A 21,458-nucleotide genomic window follows, 5' to 3' on the forward strand; every position below is an offset into this window, starting at 1 on the left:
GTTCCAATGGTAGGCTATGACGATTTAATAGTAAGTAGATAATTTTCTGCAATTTTATCACATAGGGAATTTTAAAACCAATAACTGGGTTTCTTCCATCATCAATTTGGTTTGCTATGTTATAATTTAGATGAATGTTGATACTGGAGACGGATTGAAAAATATTTGAAATGATCGCCGTAATTCATGCGGTAGGCTTTTGATAATAGGAGGATATATGTCCTGGAGTAAATTGAAGCAACAACTGGAGAGTTTTCTTAGTCCTGCGTTAGTTGGAAGGGTGGAGTACCGTGCTACCAGCTATAGCTATTCACCTGATAAATCAGGCAATTGTTATATTACTGTAGATAAAAAGAATGTACTCAACATGAGTGATACTACAACCCCAATCCGATGGTATCAGTCAGAGCAGGAGATCAAGAGCGACCCGGAGATCATGATTCCTGTGAGCGATGAAGAGATTGAAGCTATCAGAAAAGATTCCAAAGGACCCATTCCCGAGGATCGTCTTCAAGTCATGGCAAGAAGTAGAAAAATCTCCGTACATGCCAAAGAGCTTTTGTTGGCTCAGACCGCACTCAGTAAATCGAATTTTACCGTTGCAGCTACGACGTATTTATCCACTTCTATAGAGGATAATCTGGAGAGCAAGGATATCTTGTTTAATATTCTGGCTTTAATGGACAGACGAGTTGGCAAAAAGCGAATTCTAAATATGTCGGAGCAGGTCAAATTAAAGCATCCAGCCGTTCAGTATTTTTATGAACTGCGTCGTCGTACGGTGTGAAATTGAATAACGTTCACGGATAGAGGTACACTTTGTCGGTGACGGTTTCACTGAAATCTGTCTAATAAGTGGATATAGCTTTTAACTATAACCAGTTATGGTTTTTTAGTATCCCTTCTAACTGCTCTCAGCGTGATATGATCATTGTATACAACGAGGGGGTTTTTTACATGACTGATAAGTTCCAGATCGTAGGAAGTTTATTGCGGCCGGATGAGCTGCTGAAATATAAAACGCAAATTGAACATAATGATGATATCCAATATCCGTTCTATGAAAACTACGAAGGATATGAGAAGTGTGAGACAGAGGCAATCAAACAAGTTGTCGCAAAGGAAATCGAACATAACTTGTCCGTGGTTACCGATGGCGAATTCTCCAAATCGATGTGGCATCTGGACTTTGTATGGGGATTTGGCGGAGTGAAGCGTTACATCGCGGATCACGGCTATTTTTTCAGAGATGTGGACGGAACTTCGAAGTATGAAACACGCAAAGATATTGGACTGCGCATCACTGATAAATTGAGTGGAAAGAACCATCATTTCATTCAACTGTTCCAACAACTGCAAGACACGGCTGGCGAGCAACAAACGAAACTTTGCGTACCGTCTCCTTCCCATATTTTCGGTGAGCTTTCCTGGTCGGATAACATTGGTGGAACGGATGCTGTATATCAAAACATACAGGAGCTCAAAGAGGGTCTTGTGATCGCGTACAAGGAATTCGTGGAGGAATTCGCTGCAGTGGGCGGCAAAATTCTGCAATTCGATGATTGCTTGTGGGAATTGTTTGCAGACGACAACCCGAACTCTCCTTTTACAGGGGAAAATATTAATCAAGATGAAGTATCAGGTCTCGCTACCGAATTCATTGATATTAATAATACCGTGATTGACTTTGGTCATAGTCTTGGCTTGAAAATGTGGACACATAACTGCCGCGGCAATTATGATTCCCGCAACATGGGTGGTGGATCGTATGCCAAAATTGCGAATCTATTCCTGAAGCAATTGAAGTATGATCGTTTCTTCCTGGAGTGGGATGATGATCGTGCGGGTTCAATTGAAGCTCTGGAAGTGTTCAAGGACAGACCTGAAACGGAAATTGTACTGGGTCTGTTGTCATCCAAAACGAGTACACTCGATGATGAAGCACGTGTTGTCCGTTTGCTGGACGAAGCTTCCAAAATCATCGATAAGGATCGGCTGCTGCTGTCTCACCAATGCGGCTTTGCATCTTGTGATGGTGGTAACGAATTAAGCGAAGCTCAGCAATGGGCGAAGATTGATCAGGGGCAGAAGATTGCAAAGCAATATTGGGGCAGCACCGTCTAGGATTCAAGTTGAATGTATTGTGACCTTATAAACACATTGCTCGATCAATAGTGTTATGCACGATAATGAAACGGCGACTTTTCCTCTGGAATCTATCCAGGGAGAAGCCGCCGTATTTGTTGTGGAACGTACACATGGGTACGTACTCATTTCTATAACTTTTTTAAACTAATGATGAGGCTTGTCATTTTTTATTTCTGCGATTCACGCTGTGCCAGCCATTCCTTTTTCAACAAAGCATATTGATACGTATTCTCGTATTTCGGTGTGCCGTCCTCATTTTTGACAAATGAAATGAACTCCAAAAAAAGACCTTCCCGACGCATGCCCAGCTTCTCACACAGTTTCTGAGAACGGAAGTTATCATCCTCGACATAAGCGTACAATCTTCTTATTCCCTGTTCCATAAAGAGATTTTCGATGAAAGCATTGGCGCTCTCACTGGCGTACCCTTTCCCTTCAAATCTGCCATTAAAATTCCAACCTATACTATACGTATCTGAATTCGAATCTTTATCCGTATCGGCATCCCGATCTTCCCTCATACCAAACAGCTCACCGATCAACTCGTTACTGTCTTTCAGACAGACTGCGATGTGGGAATCGTCACTGCTTCTTTTTGCGACCTCTGCCGCAGCGTCTTCCAACGTTGAAATTCGTTGATCCATAAAACAATTCACTCTGGGATTTGCTGTGTATTCCAACAGTCCGGCTGCGTCCGTTACGGTGAAATTTCTCAGGATTAATCGATTGGTTTTAAGTATTTGCATAAGATGATATACCTCCGGTTTTCATATCAATAGATTGGCTTTGTTCATGTTGTATCTCTTTTTATTTTACGAGACGCCCTATTCGTACTATAACTGGGTATAGCCTTGGGTTTGGCTTTGGTACTGTCTGACCGGGAGAACAATCCCACCAATTTCTCCCTATAGATATAACCGAATACGAACCCGATTACAGCGATAACAGAAATAATAATGGCGATGGTGTATTGTTGCATATGAATCGTGGACCCTACAACGGTAGATGCGATGATCCATGGCAGACGACCGACGATAAGGATCGTGAAGAACCTAAACGAACTAATCGATGTAAGTGCGGCGACAAATACAAGCATGTCTTTGGGCAAGCCGGGAATCACGAAAAAGATAAATAAAAAAGCGGAGAACTTCTTCTCATCATGAATTAACGACATCCACTTATTATTTTTCTTTTGCATTAGCCGTGAAATATAAGCGCGACCGATAAAACGAGTAAAATAAAAAGCAATCGCTGAGCCTATAATCAAACCTATTGTAGTATACAAGGACCCAAGTGTAACCCCATAGATATAACCGCCTGCAATCTGTACCACTTCTCCTGGAATGGGTGCAACCACGATCTGAAGAATCTGGAATAAAATAAACATGACCGGACCCCAATGGCCTGTTGAATGAATATACGCTCTGAAGTTGTCCATGGAAGACATGATTTTAATAAGGGCAGGAGAATAATACACCAGTAGACCAATGGACAACATGATGAACAGACCCAACAATATGTTAATCATTACTTTTTTCGAAGGTTGTGGCATACCTGACGACCCCTTTGTCTAATAACTTCTACATATTTACAGTATAAGACGAAATTATTAAGAGATACCTACATAACTTCTGAAGAATTCTTAAGTCGATTGTATTTGCTGGTAGTCGCTAATAGTGCATATTATACTGAAATTAGACGGAGGGATCAGATGAGCAAGAAAATTCTAATTGCTGATGATAACAGTGAAATTCGTGAAATTGTAAGGATTTTGTTAGAGAGTGAGAATTATGAAGTGATTGAAGCGATAGATGGTCAAGATGCGATTGATAGAGTGAACGAAGAGACGGATCTCATTATTTTGGATATGATGATGCCCAATAAATCGGGGCTGAAGGCGTGTCTGGAGATTCGTGAAAAAACAAGCGCACCGATCCTGTTTCTCACTGCGAAAACGCAGGATTCTGACAAACAATTGGCCTTTTCCTCAGGCAGTGATGACTTTTTGTCCAAACCCTTTTCCTATACAGAACTTGTTTCGCGGGTGAAGGCTTTACTGCGAAGGTATTATGTTTATCGGGGCAAGGAGAAGACCGAAGAACAGGACCAAATTATCGTTAAGGATCTTACCGTCCATCAGGATTCAAAAGCCGTGTTTGTTGGGGAGAAGGAGATTGCTCTAACTGAAATTGAATACCAGATCTTGCTGCTATTGGCTAAGAAGCGACGAAAGGTATTCTCGGCAGAAAATATATATGAGAGTGTTTGGGGGCAACCCTACTTTTATACGTGTAATAACACGGTGATGGTTCATATTCGTAATTTGAGAGGCAAACTGGAGGATGACCCGCAGAACCCTAAATATGTGAAGACTGTTTGGGGGAAGGGGTACAAAATTGAATAGATTATTAATCGGAAAAAAGCTGAAGATTAAACTGGTTCTGGCGGTTGTCATTTCTTTGGTCATTTCCATAAGTGCACTCGTTATTTTACAAGTTGTTGGCGAGACTGTATTGGATAGTTATTTAAGCAAATCCACTTTTGTAGAGAACAGGCAGCAAGATGCGCTTGATCGATTCGAAGCATTTGTGGATAACCAGAATGTGTCAACCCGTGATCATGAGCAATTGTCTGCTTGGATAAGACATGAGCGCTACTTAAATCTGTATATTTTTGCAAAAGACAAATTGAGATTTTCCTCCAACACGGAGATTGATCCTGCCATTAATGAAGAGTTGTTAACTCAATTCGTGCCATCAAAAATACCCATCACCACCATCCATTTTGCGGATCAGGATGCCCAGATATACTTGGTTAGCTTTTATGAGTATCAATACTACAACCTCATTCTGATTATTGGTGTTTTCATAGCGGCCATTGTGTTCATTGTTTCCTTTCTACTGATGATTAATAAGAAAACATCTTATATTGGGGTGCTTGAACAAGAGATCAAAATACTCGAAGGTGGAAATTTGGATTATTCGATTACGATATCGGGAAAGGATGAACTGTCATCTCTGGCCCAGAGTATTGATGAGATGAGGAAATCATTTGTGGAGCGGCTGGACAGCGAGGAGAGGGTCAGGATGGCCAACCGTGAATTGATTACGGCGATTTCCCATGATTTGCGAACGCCACTCACGATTCTATTAGGATATATGGATATCATAGAGCTTAACAAATATAAGACACATGAGGATCTGTTGCAGTATATTCATAATAGCCGGGAGAAGGCCTATCAGATCAAAGTGCTGTCAGACAAACTATTCGAATATTTTACAGTATCCGCCGCTGAAGAAGAGGAAGTAGAATTTGAAGTGTATGAGGGCAGAGCGCTTATCGATCAACTCATAGATGAGCAACTAGTGGTTCTGGACGATATAGATGTGCAGGTTCAGACAGATGCACATCATGAGGAGTTTTTGCTGGAAATCAATCTGGTCGCCATGCGTCGCGTAATGGATAATATATTTTCAAATATTCGAAAATACGCCGATCCAGGGCATCCCGTTCATATCCAGATTTCTTTGAAGCAACAATGGGTCATTCTTGAGGTGAAGAATAAGATTAAACGTGTTGGCAAAAAGAAAGATAGCAACGAAATTGGGCTCGTTAGTTGTCAGAAAATGATCCAGCAGCACAACGGGACGTTGACGGTGTCGCAGGAAAAGGATATCTTTTCACTACAGATTACGCTACCTGTCATCTTCAACAAACCAACACAGACTCATATATAACGGATCTCTTGAAATGATGCTGAGTGTTCGTGGAATCCATCTTGCTGTCTAATTTTGTTACCTTAGACTGCTGTAGTGGAGGAGCTTGCTAAATAGGCGAGGCGAAAGAACATCGCTCTACCATTCACACTATACAAAAATAGCCATGCGACAGCATGGCTCTTACATATATCGCGAGAGGGCAAACCTCATGTTTTAAACAACAGGTGCATTCTGTTTCTTGAAATATTGTTCAATTAAAAACGCGAGCATCGGTCCGGGCTCAGCCTGCTGTAATTGAGCCTGATCGCCAAATTCCATGAGATACGGCTGTTCCGTAGTACAAGGAGTCCAATGAGGCATCAGCTTTCCGGTGGAGTCCGAACCGTTTGGATCACCTGTAGCAATAAAGTTGGATAAATAATTACACATCTGGCGAGCCAGATCATAATGCTTGCCTGTGAAAGGCCGCCAGCATTTGGCAAGTGTTTCGAAGAAAAACCACAGATCAACGGAGTGAAAAGTGCCTGGCTGATCCCAGCCCGGAATCTCGGCGTCGAAGTTATAATAGTAGAGAGGCGTTTCAGACGGATGACCGCTATTCGCGCGGATGGCAAGCAGAATGGCATGTTGGATCATGCGGACCGATGCTTGTTGTAGAGCATGTTCGATTTGGCCGGTATCAGCCTCACATAGCTGCAAAAAGGCAGGAGCATCTTCGCCAAATAGCTCCACAGCCATCTGCTTCAGTTCTTCCAGATTGGCTACGGCGGGACGGGTCCAAAATTCGGAAGACGTATGCCCCAGCATTACGGGTATCGCTTCGCGCTCCTTCTGAACAAAACGAGTAAACGGATCGCCTGCGCAGAATTGTTCGTCGATGACGGTTCCCCAGAAGCTTTTGTATTCGAGTGCTTTGTCACGGAGATATTCAGCATCCAGTTGTCTCGCCTCAGCCAGGGAAGATACGCCCAGGAAGCCAAAAAATTCAACCCCTGCTTGCTCTGCATCCCTTAGAGTGGAACGGACAGAAGGCACGCGGACCTTCGGGTACAACTCGGTAGCTATACCGCTCATGATGACGGCTCGCTGGAACAAGCCTTTATTTTGCGGAGAGGTCATCTGGCTGAGTACACTTCCTCCGCCTGCCGACTGTCCGCCGATGGTGATCTGGTCTGGATCACCGCCAAAGGCGGCAATGTTGCGTTTGACCCACTGGGTACCTGCTTGCTGATCAAGATGACCAAAGTTGGCGGGTGCATGGGGGGATTCGGCACTAATCTCAGGATGGCACAGGAAGCCAAAGGCATTCAGCCGATAATTAATCGTCACAACGACAATACCTCTACGAGCGATTCGCTCGCCATCAAATTCCATTTCGGCCGTATGGCCGACTTGTAGCCCCCCGCCAAAATACCAGACAAAAACAGGCAACTTCTCGTCCGTGCGTTTGGCTGGTGTCCAGACATTCAGATACAGACAATCCTCGTCCATGGGCAGGTCGGGATCAACGGCCCATTCGCGGGTATAGATATTGTTATCATCGATGACTGTTGGGGCTTGCATGGAGATAGGGGCAAAATCAAAAGCTTGCAGTACACCTTCCCAGTTCGACTGCGGTTGCGGAGCGCGCCAGCGGTTCTCACCTACAGGAGGTGCGGCAAAAGGAATTCCCTTGAAGCTGGTAATCCGCGGGTCCGCCGCGGGCAGTCCTTGCACTTGTCCATGTTCTACCGTAACCATTCTAAGCATACAACATTCTCCTCTCTGGATTTAGCATGTAAGCGTTACCGAGCATCTGATCAACGTGGCATTAGAAAGGGGGAATCAAGGTTGAATCCGATTTGGCATGAGAGCAGTAGAGCCAGTAATTTGTATTTTATCAGCGGTGGTCACAAGCCAGCTAACCCTCACCAATGGGGGCCAGGCGTGCGTGACGTTTATGCGCTGCATTATATTATCCGCGGCCAAGGGACGCTGGAGACGGGCGGCCGCGTTTTTCGGCTAGTTACGGGGGAAAGCTTTATCATATTTCCGCAAAAGGAGATTTACTATTATCCAGACCCGCAAGATCCATGGGAGTACGTCTGGGTGGAGTTTAGCGGTGAGGATGCCGGGCGGTTGCTGGGGCTGACACAGCTCTCAGAGGTACAACCCGTGGTGTCGGTCTCGCCAGAGACACTGCAGCCTTTTTTCCATCTTGCCTGGAACGCGGGTGCATCATCCTATGAATTACTGCGGGCGGATGCCCGTTTGCGTCTGCTGCTCTCCTACTATATGGAGCATTATCCAAAGGAGCCGCAGGTGGACGCCAAGGATTATGTCTGGCTGGCGAGAAAGTACATCGAGCAGAACTACTGGAAGCCAACATTGACTGTCACGGAGATCGTAAAGGCAGTTAATCTGGAGCGCAGTTATTTGTTTCGTCTGTTTAAGGCAGCAACCGGCAAGTCTGTTTTGGAGTATATTACACACTGTCGAATCGAGCGCGCCTGTGAACTGCTGAAGACGTCGGGCCTGCCAATTCAATCGGTAGCTTATTCTGTTGGTTACAATGATCCGTTATATTTTTCCAAAGTATTCAAGAAATCAACTTCACACACGCCAACAGAGTACATTACGCTGCACCGGACGAAGGTATAAAGTTAACGGAACAGGGCGCAGTTCCCGGACTCTCGGAAATAACGGATCAGCTTCTCAATAGGCTCACGTCCACAGTTCAGCTTCACTCCTATACAATCAATGCACAGAAATTGCTGAGCAGAGCGCGAGATCAATTTGAGGTAGATGCCCACATCGTCTGAAGAGAGCGGGACCTGACAGGAGGTGCACAGGCGATGTTGAGCCATCTATTTCACCAGTTTGGCCCGGACGACGAGGCAATCATGTGCTGCGACAACGGGAGCGAAGCGTTCACGGAATACGCCAAGCTCTTGATGTTCCCAGCAGTCATACAGGGACAGGGCATAACCGGCAGCATAAGGCAGACCCATATCCCAAAATTGCAAAGACAATTCCCGCTGGCTGTCGCTCAGGTTGAAGAAACCAATAGCTAGATCACCATCTGTGAGTACCTTCACCAGCATAAATACATCGTCTGTGTGAAACCATTGCGGTTCTGGTTTAATGCGGTAAGCTCCGCGCGCTTCTACATCCTGATTGATAGCGATCAGGTCAGGATTCAGGAGAATATCTTTTGTGATCTGGTTAGCCTTGCGCACGTCACATCCGATCATTAATGGGGAACCCATCATGGACCAGAGAGAGAAGTGGGTTTTATATTCGATGTCGTTGCATCCGCCGATGCTGCCGATATAATCATTGTTGCTTCCACCGTACATACCTACAATCAGCATATCCATGTCGTTATGGCAGAAGGAGCCGGTGTAGCTTTGTTTGCCCAATTGAGACAGGGCAAGTTCCTTCACTGAATCCCAATTGTCACGGATATCACCGGTGGAGCGGTACATATGAGCCCCCGATTCCCGAATCCAATCGTATACGTCGTCGGCTCCCCAGTTGCAGGCGGAGAACAGGATATCGCGTCCGCAGTTTTTGAGCGCAAGACTCATCCGTTTGTACAGCAGCTCTCCTGAGATATGGCGCGGCTTGAAGCAGTAATCATACTTCAAATAATCAACGCCCCATTCGGCAAAAAGGGCAGCATCCTGGAATTCATGCTCGAAGCTGCCTGGATACCCGGCACATGTATGTGTACCCACGCATGAATACATGCCGAATTTTAGTCCTTTGCTATGGATATAATCAGAAAGCGCTCTCATTCCACTCGGGAATTTCTCCGGGTCAGCCACCAGATTGCCACTCGCATCACGTTCCTTCAGGCTCCAGCAATCATCAATGACAATATACTCGTAACCAGCGGCCAGATAACCTTCCGATACAAACACATCAGCGACATCCCGAATTAATTGTTCGTTAATATCCCACGTAAAGGTATTCCACGAATTCCAGCCCAGGGCAGGGGCAAAGCCTAATACTTGATTGTTGCTCATGCTCTCGCATCCTTCCTCATCTCGGTTTTGTTAACAACACTAAACTGAACATAAACGATGAGTGACGTATCCTGCCATAGCTTAACGTTGCTTGGACATGGACATATGTTGCTCTGCTTGTGCTGGGGGAATTCCCTCTTCCAATCAGGCTCTGGGCAGGTATTCAGAAGTTGCCGGTAGAAGCATAAGAAAGGAAAAATGTCTGTCTGCGAAGAAGTTATATCTATCTTTTCAGGGATCTGTGCAAAACAATGGTATAGAAGTTATGATCGGTTATAATGCTCGAACAGGTTGTCAGAGCAACAGGGAAATTTGAATAGTATTCAGTTTTTTTAGGAAAAATACTCCAGTGGGGAACCCCTCATACGTAAGATAGTAATCCCGCCGTAACAATTATGCATATGCCAGAAGGGTTCCAATTGGATAATGTGCGATTTTCCATCGGTTTTTCGTTAAACATAAGTGTCTGTTTGATTTGATTAGATATATAATTTATAGGATTGGGAGTGTTGTGAAATGAATCGAGATGAAGTAATGCAGGAGCTTGAAGCGCTGGGCAAAGAACGAACGAAAAAAATCTATATCTCCAACGGTGCGCATGAACCGCTATTTGGCGTGGCAACCGGGGCGATGAAACCAATGGCTAAGCGGATCAAAAAGGATCAGCCTTTGGCGGAGGAACTATATGCAACGGGGAATTATGATGCGATGTACTTTGCTGGCGTGATTGCCGATCCCCAAGCGATGACGGAAGCAGATTTTGATCGTTGGATCGATGCTGCTTATTTTTACATGATCTCTGACTTTATCGTTGCTGTGACGTTAGCCGAGACGGATATTGCTCAAGAAGTTTCGGATAAGTGGATCGCCAGCGGAGATGAGCTGAAAATGTCAGCAGGATGGAGCTGTTACTGTTGGTTACTCGGCAGTCGAAAGGATGCTGAGTTTTCGGAGAATAAACTAATGGAGATGCTTGAACAGGTGAAAAAGACGATTCACGAATCTCCGGAACGAACGAAATATTCGATGAACAACTTCCTGTATACCGTTGCAACATCCTATCAACCGTTGCACGATCAGGCAGTGGAGATAGCCAAGGCTGTGGGACCTGTCGAAGTGAACAAGGACATGCCCAAGAGCAAGCTGCTGAATGCCTCTGAGAATATCCAAAAGGCAGTGGAAAAAGGTCGGACGGGCTTCAAGCGTAAATATGTAAGATGCTGAAATTTTCGCCGTATCGTAAGTGTTAACATACGGAACATATGGTTATCTTGGGATTGAAATCCACAATCTCGATGTTACATTGAGGACAGAAACAGCTTATAATGCGTCAGAGAGCCGTGCGCTAACACGACTCTCTAATGCAATAGCCGCTTTTAAGGGCGGTGGGCTTAACAAGAGGATACACAATTAAGTAGACCGCAACCTTTGCAAGGGTGGGCGGTCTATTTGTGTTTCAACTCGATATAGCAGCATCAAATCTACGTATAATATAAAAAACCGAAACCTCTACATATCTTTCCTTTTAACCATTTCTTTGGCTTGCTGCCTGCCCGCCGAGAGAAAGCTGTCGCTAAGCTCAGGATCACTAACAGAGCGTGCAAGTACAAGCGAACCAACCATTGTACTGAACAGTGCACGACCTCTGGACACATCAATCTCAGCCAGATTGGAGATAAAAGCGATCATCCGCTCCAATTCATGGGTAAATACCTGCCGAACCTCTTCGGACGAACGGGATATTTCGCTGGAAAGGGCGGGGAAAATACAGCTCATTTCCGTTTGGTCGCGGTGATACGGACTCAAATAATAATCGATTACTTTATTAATTTTGAAATTCTGCTCTTCCTGATCAGCCACGTTCTTTAGAAGTGTAATGGTATCACTAATGGCATATTCACAGGCTTCGGCAACCAATTGTTCCTTGTTGTCAAAGTGTGAATAGAATCCTCCATGAGTTAATCCAGCTCCCTTCATAATAAACGGGACACTCACCTCCTGGATACCATTGGTGCGAAAAGCCCGAGCAGCACTCTCAACAATCTTACCTCGTACTTTTATCTTATGTCCTTTGGGATAGGGCATGATCACTCACTCCATAGCTTCATCGTTCTGCTTTTCTAAAATATTATAGTCATCATAATAAAGCCTGTCAATTTGGCGACTGGATATCTGTTCATTTTCAAAAGGGACAATACGATTGTTGACGGTCTTAAAATATGATGGTTATAATATATTACGGTCATCATATTTTAAAATGACTTCAAATCGGGAGGTATCAGAATATGAGCAAGCTTGAATCTGTGGATACGTTAGTTATTGGATCAGGTCCAGGGGGATATGTGGCGGCGCTTCGTTCTTCGCAGTTGGGGATGAAGACGGCGATTGTTGAACGTAAACAGCTCGGCGGGGTCTGTACACATGTGGGTTGCATACCATCCAAAGCCTTAATTGCGGAATCGCATCGCTATGATTGGTTCAGACAGTTCAATCAAACTGACTCGGCAGCGACATTTAAGACTGCTCAGGATTTTAAACAGGGGGTTGTGAATAAACAGGCAGGTGGCGTCCACTATTTGTTAAAGACTGCGGGTGTGAACATTCTGGAAGGAGAGGCCCGTCTGGTGGATGAGCACACAGCCATGATCCAGCAAACTGGACAGGAGCAAATCATTTCTTTTAAAAATCTCATACTGGCAACGGGGTCTCGTCCAATTGAGCTGCCAGCATTTCCAGTTGGAGGTCGCATCTTATCTTCCACTGAAGCATTATCTCTACAGGAGGTTCCGAGTAGTCTGATTGTGATCGGCGGAGGTTATATTGGGGTGGAGCTTGGACAGATGTATGCCAAATTCGGAACCAAGGTAACGATTCTGGAGGGAGGCACTCAAGTATTGCCTGGATTCGAGGCGGAACTTGCAGCCCCTGTAGTCAAACAATTAAAGGCGGACGGCATCCAGATCGTAAACGGAGCGATTGCCGAAAAGGTGGAGCACAATGCGGATTCCGTAACACTGCATTATTCAAAAAATCAGGAGCAGCAACAAGTTACAGCAGAATATGTACTGGTTACGATCGGCAGGAAACCCAATACAGACGGCCAGTTAGGACTGGAACGCATAGGTGTGCTCGTAACGAACAAAGGACTGGTTGAGACGGATGAACAGTGCAGAACGGTTATCCCTCACATTTATGCTATTGGAGATATTACAGCCGGTCCGGCACTTGCTCACAAGGCCTCCTATGAAGCTAAAGTAGCTGCAGAGGCCATTGCGGGTCTCACCTCCAAAGTGGATTACAAGGTGATTCCACTTGTTGTCTTTTCTGATCCGGAGCTATCCAGTGTTGGAGTAAGTGAGACGGAAGCCAAAACACAGGCCATTCCAGTGGTTATTGGAAAATCTTCTTTTGGAATCAACGGAAGAGCATTGGCGTTAAGGGAAACCGAAGGTTTTGTGAAAATAGTGGCTGACCCGACTTCAGGAATTGTCATTGGCGCGCAAATCGTCGGCGTGGAGGCATCTACACTGATATCGGAGCTCGCACTTGCGATCGAGATGGGAGCAACCGTGGAAGATCTGGCCATGACGATTCACCCTCATCCCACTTTGGGAGAAGTGATCATGGAGGCAGCCGAGAACGCGGTCACCAAAATGAAAAAGCAGAAATAGTCAGCAAATTTAACCATACACGAGGATTGGGAATGGGAGAGATAAAAAGATGAAGTTAAAAGCAGGTTTGTATATCGGAATTGCGATGGTGCTCATTGTTGGAGGTTCACTTCTGGCTGTTAAAGGAAAGGATGCTGTAAGTCAGGCCGAGAGCAGTAAACAAGGCATACTTGAGGCAGAGCAAACGACATTATTTTATCAGAATAGTCCCGGGACGATGGAAGAGGTTGGTGTGTCTGCAGGTGACTCCGTGAAAGAGGGAGAGGTACTTTTCAAAGTGAAATCAGCGGGGGAGGGAGATAAGGAGGTACTTGCACCGTATGACGGGTTGGTTGACCGAGTTGCTGTAATACAGGGAGATCAAGTCCAAGCAGGAGTCCCGCTAGCAGTTGTGCAAAAGAATACGTATTACACCGACCTTTACATACAGGAAAGTGAAATTCAACAGCTTGAAGTGAATCAAAGCATTGATGTTCATTTCCCTTATTTGGATCAGCCAACGCAGGTGAAGGGGAGTATTATTTCCATCTCAACTGCTCCTCAGTTTGCGAACTTGCGTATGTCGCGGGAAAAAGGGCAAGCCGATTTAAGTATGTTTCTGGTCCGAATATCGATGGATTCGAATACCGATTTGCTTCCGGGGATGACAGCAGAGGTGAAACTTGATGAAATCACTGATTGACGAATGGAAGTACGTCGCGGACAGTAAGTATATACGGCTAATTTTTATTGGGCCAATGATTGCAGCCCTATTTTTTGGATTAATGTTCTCGCAGAATCAACTTAATAAATCACCAGTTGTGGTTATTGATGAGGATCATAGCGAATATTCACGGCAATTGATCTCCAAGATAAATGCGTCACAATATATGAGCGTCAAAAGCGTATATGCGAGCCGAATGAGTCCTGAAACATTGCTTGCCAACGAGCAGGCTGTAGCGGTCATTATGCTTCCCAATCAGTTGGGTTTGCGTCAACAACAAGGGAAATCGACGAATATCGGCATCTTGATGGATAACACGATGCCCTCGGGGTTAACAGGTATTCGCACTGCGATTCAGGAAATCATACTGACAGAGAATATGACCCTTTCCATGACACGTCTGATCCAAAAAGGGATGGATGCCGAGACAGCTAAAGGAATCGTGTCACCATTATCCCTTCAGCAGCGGATGCTGTTTAATCCAACCTCCAGTTATGTCGGTTTTATGGTGCTTGGATTTGTGAATATCGTAGTATTGATGATTACAACAAGTGCAGCGGGCTCAATTGTACCCCGGCTTCGTCAGGAAGGGAAACTGTTTGCAAACGGAAAGTCACCTTTCCAGCTATGGGTTCGGAGTGTACCTTACGCTGTGTTGAGTTCCCTTTCGCTGCTTCTAACCTATGGATTATTAAAGCAGGTGGGGGGAATGCGGTTTGAAGCAGAGGCTTATCTTTTTATCATTCCGTTAGTTGTTTATGCTTTTGCCTTGTCACTCATGGGTATGCTGATAGGATACACTGCCAAAGAAATGTCGAAAGTAAGCCTACGAACCAGTTTTGTATTGTATCCCTCCTTTCTGGCTACGGGAATTCAACTAACGCCACTGGCGTTCCCAGAACCGTTCCAAATGTTCGCATGGGCATTACCCATGAACTGGCTTAACCGTCTGATTCGTGGAATGGCGTTTAGGGACGGGGCGCTGACAGCCTATAGTCAGGAGTTGGGGGCATTGCTGATTATTATTGGCGGAGTGTCCTTGTTCATGGGATTACTGTTTCTGCGGGAAACAAGGAAAGTTTCTTCCAGCAGAGCACCCCTGTTGAATACGGATATATTGCCGAGCAGTAATTAATTTTTTAAGAATCGTTAAACAACGAAAAAAGACGCACGGGAGTCATTCCTGTTGCGTCTTTCTGTTTTCTTTTAAATCTCATTCGTGCTCCCATACGGCGAGCTATTTTCCATATTCAAAAATGGATCGTGATAAAGTGGGAAATACCATAGATTGTTTCTCATTAATCGTCATCATTATATGATATAATTTCTCACTGAGAGTACAGAAATGGAGAGCAAGAACGGCTTGATCCAGCTACTCCATAGCTGAGCCCATTTGTGACCTACTGCTCAGATGAAGACTTCCAAGGGAGCACTGGCTTTTAGGATATAGAGCTGCACGCAGATAAAATTATATATTGTGGGAGTTGTCTAACGAATCATGAATAAAAAAGAAGTCGCGCATATACGCAAGCAGTTTAAACTCGATCACGATCTACTGAATATTTACGATATTCTCAACGTGTATATTACGAAGGAAACCAATGAGGTCTATCACTGGGAGCGTCACCCGTTCGAACTGGTGGACAGAGAGAAGCAGGAGCTGTACATGGGCAATTTCAAAAAATTGCTGACAGGTGATTTGGATCAGAAGTTGTTTGAATTGAAGTTCCAGGAAGCGGCGGAGGATCCAGCACAGGTATTGCTTCACCAGGCGCTGGTAACAGGTGACCCGGATGAATGGCAGGATCTGATGTTGCTGCTCGTGGATCGAATGTTGGTGGATACGAAGTTTGAGCGGGACATGGTAGCTACGTTCGTGCGTGGACAGTATTACTTGCCGACCAAGGCTAGAAACGAAGCTACGGAAGAGAGTGAGAAGAATGAGGTGTTCGCCCATCCGTTCATTCTGTGCAGCGTAAATTCCACGGAGAAACAGCGGAAGACACTCTTGTTTGATTACGTGGAGAGAGAATTCAAATACAACATCATTGTAGATCCGATTATCAAATTAAGCACGCCAGAGCAAGGATTCTTGTACCCTAGCGTGACGGACAACTACTCCGATGTGAATCGTGTACTGTATTGTACAGGGAAATCCAATTTCCCGGATCCGCATTTTGTTGAAAATGTATTGAATGGAGAAAGATCCGTTACCGCACTGGAAGAACGGGCGATCTTCGAAGATATCGTCAAGGAAGTGGCCGGTGAACAGCTAGATTCAGCCACTATTGCACATGTATACGAGGAGATCAACCGAGTCATCGAGATTAACGAAGAGTCCCATGAGGAAGAACCTCCGAAGCTGGATTATAAAGATCTGGAACGTGTACTGACCGCAAGCGGTATAGAGGATCTGACAACGGAGAAAGTAGAACGTGCCTTCGAAACGATCGTTGACAACAAGAATTATGAGATGAAAGCGACCAGTGTTATGCCAAAGTTTACGTCCAAGTCCATTAAGATTGAGACCAAGGTTGCTACGATTTCGGTTAGCCCGCAAGACCTGAGATATGTGAAGCAGGTGAATTATCAAGGCAGACGTTGCATCATGATTGAAGTGGACGAAGATGTCGTGATTGAAGGGTTTACGCTTAATACAGAAAAACTTATAAATGAGTAATTGATTCTAGACCATGATGATGTAAAATCTTCGGACAAGGACGGATGAACGTCCATCTATTGCAAAAAGCCCAAGCCTAAAGCAACACTGAACTGTTCCCTGTCATAGTAGACCGTAGAAGACTACGATGGGAGCAGTTCAGTATGCCAAGGCATGGGCTTTTTGCTGTTTCATGATTGTCGCAACAGTTGTTTGATATCTGCTGCCGGACTGGAGCCAAGCTCCTCTTGGAGCAATTCCTCCAGCACCAGATACTGTCGCTGCGCTTCGGTTCTTCGTCCAAGCGACAGATACAGCAGGATGATCTCGCGATGAATATCTTCCCGAATCGAATCAATCTGGAGGATACGTTCAAAATAATACAGCGCCCGTAACGGCTCGCCTGCCTTCGCGTGATAGTGGGCCGCAGTTTCCATCGTCATGATGAAATCCAGTTCCAGCTGTCTGGACCACGCAAAAGCCCACTCATAATGCCTTCCTTTCAGAAGTTCACCCGTATACAACGTATCCATCCGCTCGAAGAGCTCGGGGCGATGTGCCGAGGCCTGACGCATCTGCCGGAACAAATTCTCGAACTCGTACAGATCACAGTTAATCGCTTCCCGATCGATCCGGATACCGTTCCGGTCCTTGAGAATAATCGGCACGTCACTATTATCGCCGATGGCACGCCGCACGTAGTACAGTGTGGAACTGATGTTAGTCCAGGCTTTCTGCGGACTGAGGTCTTTCCACAACGTATCGGCCAAGGCATCGCGGGTGGTTGATTTGGTATACAGCAAGAATGAAAGTAACTCTTCGGTTTTGGGCGTTCTAAGCTTGATGGGACTGTCTGCTCCAGCACCGCCGAACACGGTGAATTCACCGAACAGACGAACGTTCAGTTTGGGTCCAGGCACCGCTGGTTCAGGTGTTGTCACGGACTTGTGAAGCTTTTCCTGCAACCGTTTGATGCTGCGGTTCAGTCGCTCAGCCGTGACCGGCTTGATGACGTAATCGATGACCTCTTTGTCGAAGGCCTGCACCGCATATTCCTCATAACCGGTCACCAGCACGATTGGAAGCGAAGGATGATGTTTACGCAGTTCACCAATGAGTTGCATACCCGAGATGCGAGGCATCGTAATGTCCAGAAATGCCGCATCGAAGCTATTCTCTGCCGCATATTCACAGGCTTCCTCCGGGTCATGAAACGCACGAGATACCTTGACTTCTCCGCTTTCTGTCAAAATGCGATTCAGTCGCTTCAGCGACAAATCCTCATCGTCCACGATGATGACTTTCATCTTCATGTTTCATAACCCCCGTTCCCATCTGTGCTTAGACGTTGATTTGGAAGATCAAATGTAATCCGCGTTCCCTCGCCGTCCAGACTTTCCATCTGAAGGTGTCTACCATACAGCAGGTTCAACCGGCTGGAAATATTCCATAGTCCAACGCCGTTACTGCCGTCCGTGGATTGCCGAATCTCATCCATTCGTTGCTTGGTTATGCCGATTCCGTTGTCCTCGATGGTGAACCGTGTTTCCGTATCATTCAGATTGCGGATAGACAACATGACCCGACCACCGCGAATGCTGGACATCAGCCCATGCCGAATTGCGTTTTCGATCAGGGGCTGTAACGTGAGCGGTGGAATGTCCATGTTCCGGTTCACATCCGCATCCACATCGATAATGACCTCCAACCTTGAGCCAAAGCGGGCTTGCTCAATCGCTACGTATGCCTCGATCATCTCCAGTTCGTTCATTAGGCTAGTTTTTGAGTCCAGATGTTTAAAGTGCACACTCCGTCGTAAGTAACTCGATAATTGCAAAATCAATTGTTCTGCCCGATTTGGCGCATCCACGCACAATTCGGCAATGGCGTTCAGGGCGTTATACAGAAAGTGCGGGTTCATCTGTGACCGCAAAAAAGATATTTCCGCATCTCGCGCAGCTTGGACGGATGTTTTCATCCGAGTCAAACCGCCGATCCGTGCCAGCAGTTCCTCCGATTCGAACGGCTTGGATACAAAATCATTGGCGCCTTTCTCCAAGGCCAGCTTCAATTGATTAGCTTTATTACTCGCCGTCAACATGAGTACAGGTAACTCGGAAGGAGAGAAGCGCTCCCTGATCCGTTCCAGCAATTCGTAACCCGACATGTCAGGCATCATGATATCAGCAATGACGAGATGCACGGCAGGTAGTTTGTCCAGCAACTCCAGTACGGAAGGGGAGCGTGAAGTGACCGCATAACTGTAACCTTCCAGCTTCAAGAGATTCACTATTGTCTGCAAATTAGCCGAGTCGTCATCCACAACGATGATCCATTCGTCTTTATTCCCTTGTACAATCGTTGGTTCTTCGAACCGGAGTAGCCGATTACCAGGACCTGTAGGAGCGATGGTAAGTGGCATGACGTTGGAACGTTTCTCTCCTTTATTCTCTGCCAGCGGAAAGGTCAGGATGAACGTAGCACCCATGCCGGGTGCTGATTCCGCATGAATGGTTCCGCCATGCAGCTCGACCAGCTTGCGTGTAATGCTTAGTCCTAGACCGGTGCCTCCAGCAACGACTGGCCCCGTATCCGCTTCCTGCTCGAACGGCAGGAAGATATGTTCCAGCTTGTCCGTACCGATACCACGGCCGGTATCCACAATGCGTATTTCCGCTTTGCCTTGCACAACCGTAGCTTTGATGCTTACCGTGCCACGTTCCGTGAACTTAACAGCATTGCCGATCAGATTATGCAAAATCTGAATCAGTCGGTTGCCGTCTGCATAGATCGGCGGGAAATGCGCCGGGATGCGGTTGATAAGCTCCACCTTTTTCGCGCCAAGCAGGAAGGAGTGCATACGCATGACCGATTCGACAAACGAGTACAGATCGGTCGAAGACCGGTGGAGCGGGATGTCGCCATGTTTCATTTTCGAATAATCCAGTAATTCATCGACCAGATAGGTTAATCGTCTGCCACTTCCCGTCACGATCGCCAGATTGTGCGCTTGCTCATCGGTAAGGGGACCTTCTGCGCCTTTAAGCAGGCTTTCACTGATGTTAACAATCGCGTTCAGCGGTGTTTTGAGCTCATGCGAAGTATTGGACAGGAAGTCGTCCTTCACCTTGTCCAGCAAGAGCAACTGATCTTTGAGGGTGCGGACCGTACGATAGGCCTCGAAGAACCGAAGCACCGCTAGAAATAGCATCAGGATGCTGAACAGGACAATGGAAGCCTGCCCGATGTTCATATTTTCCTTGAGCGAGATCGAGAAGAGATTAATGTCCAGACAATACAGCATGATGCTTAAGAGAGCTGCGTACCACAGAAAAGTAGACAGCCGTTCGCCCTTCTCACTAGTTAGGAACTGTTTTGCACATTGATACAGCAACCAGATTAACAGCAACGTGTACATAACGACGACGTAAGGTGCAGCCAGCCCATAGATGGAAATAGGCAGGAGCGCGACCATACATAAGTAAGCTCCGAAGATGATCAGGATCACCGCCGTGAGCAAACCGGACAGGATGCCTGTTTTGAATCGGTAGAAGTAAAAGGTTAACAGACCCAGACATGCCACGGAGCAGAAATCTTTTAATTTATAGAGTGTGCTAAAGGAAATTTCCGTGCCCACCATGGATAACACACGTTCGCTGATCATGCCGTTATAAAGTGCATACAGCAGACAGATTAGACCAATCAGTAGCAGGGAATCGTCTCTGTTTCGGTAGAGTGCAGACCCTAGGTAACTGATGAGGAATATGATCGAAATGGTACCCAGTACAGCAAGCGTGCCAAATTCGATAGCTGTGTTGAATTGATGTTTTTTCAGCATGGCTGCTTGTTCGCCAAAAAAGAGCGGACCCGGAATGCCAGAGTCCGTGTAATCGTAATTAGCCACCCGAATCAAAATCTCAATGTCACCGCCATGATAGGGGAAAAAGCCAATCTGGGGGGAGTTGCCTGGTCGGTAACCTGCGGATTTTGCCACGGCATGCCCGTCTTCCAGCAGCTTGTTGCCATTAATGTAGATCTCGCTGGCAAAACGGATGTTCATTTTTTTGATCGCCAGTGTTCCCTCAACAGGTGCATTACGCAGTACCAGTCGATACGTGGCGAAGCCGTGGGTTGGCAGTCGTTCACCATCCACTTTAAGTCGATTCCAGGAGCCGGGAACGGTTGCATAGGTGTCGGGTGCTTTCGTTGGACCAGCCTGATTCGATGTTGCAGATTCGTCAGGAAGCAATCGCTCCCAGTAAAATTCCCACTCCCCGTCCAGCTTGATCCGCTCGTCTTGTTCAGGGTCCCAGGCCGAGAGGTCCAGAACACCTTGACGGGCATGAAGCGCAGCAGATTGTGGTTCTCTGATCGTTGACAGCAGCAGTACGGTAATAGCGAGTAAAACAGTCAGGACAACGCCTGAAATTTTTAATAACACGAAATGCTGCTCCTTTAGAGATTGTTCAATCCTTTGGTAGCTTCGGACAAAATCTCTTGTATTCTATCGGCATTGTAGCGAATATCTCTGGGGGGCGCAATCACATT

Annotated in this window: 18 protein-coding genes; 10 read left to right on the forward strand and 8 right to left on the reverse strand. The window is 46.0% G+C overall.

Going from position 1 to position 21,458, the window contains the following annotated elements; genetic code table 11:
- Positions 1-217 precede the first annotated feature (217 nt).
- Both NSQ20_RS04125 and NSQ20_RS04130 read left to right on the forward strand, forming a co-directional pair.
- Positions 218-787 carry a hypothetical protein gene (locus NSQ20_RS04125; protein ID WP_036668348.1) on the forward strand — a complete coding sequence of 190 codons (570 nt, stop codon included), beginning with the start codon at positions 218-220 and terminating at the stop codon, positions 785-787.
- Between the two features lie 170 nt (positions 788-957).
- The gene (locus NSQ20_RS04130) at positions 958-2,124 is read left to right on the forward strand and encodes a cobalamin-independent methionine synthase II family protein (RefSeq protein WP_124118588.1); all 1,167 of its coding nucleotides are present in this window, start codon (positions 958-960) and stop codon (positions 2,122-2,124) included.
- A gap of 191 nt (positions 2,125-2,315) precedes the next feature.
- Here the strand turns inward: NSQ20_RS04130 and NSQ20_RS04135 are convergent, their stop codons facing one another.
- Both NSQ20_RS04135 and NSQ20_RS04140 read right to left on the reverse strand, forming a co-directional pair.
- Positions 2,316-2,894 (reverse strand): GNAT family N-acetyltransferase, encoded by a 579-nt coding sequence (locus tag NSQ20_RS04135; protein WP_340031874.1) that lies wholly within the window; start codon positions 2,892-2,894, stop codon positions 2,316-2,318.
- Between the two features lie 44 nt (positions 2,895-2,938).
- Entirely contained in the window at positions 2,939-3,700 is a 762-nt protein-coding gene (locus tag NSQ20_RS04140; RefSeq protein ID WP_340031875.1) for a TVP38/TMEM64 family protein, read from the reverse strand.
- Between the two features lie 159 nt (positions 3,701-3,859).
- Here NSQ20_RS04140 and NSQ20_RS04145 point away from each other — a divergent pair, with 159 nt between their 5' ends.
- Both NSQ20_RS04145 and NSQ20_RS04150 read left to right on the forward strand, forming a co-directional pair.
- Positions 3,860-4,552 carry a response regulator transcription factor gene (locus tag NSQ20_RS04145; RefSeq protein ID WP_340031876.1) on the forward strand — a complete coding sequence of 231 codons (693 nt, stop codon included), beginning with the start codon at positions 3,860-3,862 and terminating at the stop codon, positions 4,550-4,552.
- Positions 4,545-5,885 carry a HAMP domain-containing sensor histidine kinase gene (locus NSQ20_RS04150; protein ID WP_340031877.1) on the forward strand — a complete coding sequence of 447 codons (1,341 nt, stop codon included), beginning with the start codon at positions 4,545-4,547 and terminating at the stop codon, positions 5,883-5,885. The genes NSQ20_RS04145 and NSQ20_RS04150 overlap by 8 nt, the downstream gene beginning before the upstream one ends.
- Before the next feature lie 195 nt (positions 5,886-6,080).
- On the opposite strand, the gene NSQ20_RS04155 is transcribed toward NSQ20_RS04150, so the two are convergent.
- Positions 6,081-7,616 carry a carboxylesterase family protein gene (locus tag NSQ20_RS04155; protein WP_340031878.1) on the reverse strand — a complete coding sequence of 512 codons (1,536 nt, stop codon included), beginning with the start codon at positions 7,614-7,616 and terminating at the stop codon, positions 6,081-6,083.
- Between the two features lie 81 nt (positions 7,617-7,697).
- On the opposite strand from NSQ20_RS04155, the gene NSQ20_RS04160 reads away from it, so the two are divergent.
- Positions 7,698-8,507 carry an AraC family transcriptional regulator gene (locus NSQ20_RS04160; RefSeq protein WP_340031879.1) on the forward strand — a complete coding sequence of 270 codons (810 nt, stop codon included), beginning with the start codon at positions 7,698-7,700 and terminating at the stop codon, positions 8,505-8,507.
- Between the two features lie 2 nt (positions 8,508-8,509).
- On the opposite strand, the gene NSQ20_RS04165 is transcribed toward NSQ20_RS04160, so the two are convergent.
- Both NSQ20_RS04165 and NSQ20_RS04170 read right to left on the reverse strand, forming a co-directional pair.
- Positions 8,510-8,713, reverse strand: a complete 204-nt coding sequence (locus NSQ20_RS04165) for a hypothetical protein (protein ID WP_074093540.1) — start codon at positions 8,711-8,713, stop codon at positions 8,510-8,512.
- A complete protein-coding gene (locus tag NSQ20_RS04170; protein WP_076253794.1) occupies positions 8,714-9,877 on the reverse strand; it encodes a glycoside hydrolase family 27 protein in 1,164 nt (387 codons plus the stop codon).
- A 516-nt stretch (positions 9,878-10,393) separates the two neighbouring features.
- Here NSQ20_RS04170 and NSQ20_RS04175 point away from each other — a divergent pair.
- The gene (locus NSQ20_RS04175) at positions 10,394-11,101 is read left to right on the forward strand and encodes a DNA alkylation repair protein (RefSeq protein ID WP_340031880.1); all 708 of its coding nucleotides are present in this window, start codon (positions 10,394-10,396) and stop codon (positions 11,099-11,101) included.
- Positions 11,102-11,386: 285 nt separating this feature from the next.
- On the opposite strand, the gene NSQ20_RS04180 is transcribed toward NSQ20_RS04175, so the two are convergent.
- Positions 11,387-11,962: a TetR/AcrR family transcriptional regulator gene (locus NSQ20_RS04180; RefSeq protein WP_340031881.1), complete on the reverse strand. Its 576-nt coding sequence runs from the start codon at positions 11,960-11,962 to the stop codon at positions 11,387-11,389.
- Between the two features lie 200 nt (positions 11,963-12,162).
- Between NSQ20_RS04180 and lpdA the strand changes: the two genes are divergently transcribed.
- The 4 genes from lpdA (at position 12,163) to NSQ20_RS04200 (ending at position 16,931) form a co-directional block, all read left to right on the forward strand.
- On the forward strand, positions 12,163-13,548 hold the full coding sequence (lpdA, locus tag NSQ20_RS04185; RefSeq protein ID WP_340031883.1) for a dihydrolipoyl dehydrogenase: 1,386 nt from the start codon (positions 12,163-12,165) through the stop codon (positions 13,546-13,548).
- A gap of 49 nt (positions 13,549-13,597) precedes the next feature.
- Positions 13,598-14,230 (forward strand): HlyD family efflux transporter periplasmic adaptor subunit, encoded by a 633-nt coding sequence (locus tag NSQ20_RS04190; RefSeq protein ID WP_340031884.1) that lies wholly within the window; start codon positions 13,598-13,600, stop codon positions 14,228-14,230.
- Positions 14,214-15,386, forward strand: a complete 1,173-nt coding sequence (locus NSQ20_RS04195) for an ABC transporter permease (protein WP_340031885.1) — start codon at positions 14,214-14,216, stop codon at positions 15,384-15,386. The genes NSQ20_RS04190 and NSQ20_RS04195 overlap by 17 nt, the downstream gene beginning before the upstream one ends.
- 363 nt (positions 15,387-15,749) lie before the next feature.
- Positions 15,750-16,931, forward strand: coding sequence for a DUF4317 domain-containing protein (locus tag NSQ20_RS04200; protein WP_036668338.1), 1,182 nt, complete (start codon positions 15,750-15,752; stop codon positions 16,929-16,931).
- 170 nt (positions 16,932-17,101) lie between these two features.
- Here the strand turns inward: NSQ20_RS04200 and NSQ20_RS04205 are convergent, their stop codons facing one another.
- Positions 17,102-18,223 (reverse strand): response regulator, encoded by a 1,122-nt coding sequence (locus tag NSQ20_RS04205; protein ID WP_340031886.1) that lies wholly within the window; start codon positions 18,221-18,223, stop codon positions 17,102-17,104.
- Complete coding sequence (locus NSQ20_RS04210; protein WP_340031887.1) at positions 18,220-21,351, reverse strand: ATP-binding protein; 3,132 nt, start codon at positions 21,349-21,351, stop codon at positions 18,220-18,222. Before NSQ20_RS04210 ends, NSQ20_RS04205 begins: the two co-directional genes overlap by 4 nt.
- Positions 21,352-21,458: the final 107 nt, after the last annotated feature.

Source organism: Paenibacillus sp. FSL K6-1122 (assembly GCF_037977015.1).
GTDB lineage: Bacteria > Bacillota > Bacilli > Paenibacillales > Paenibacillaceae > Paenibacillus > Paenibacillus amylolyticus.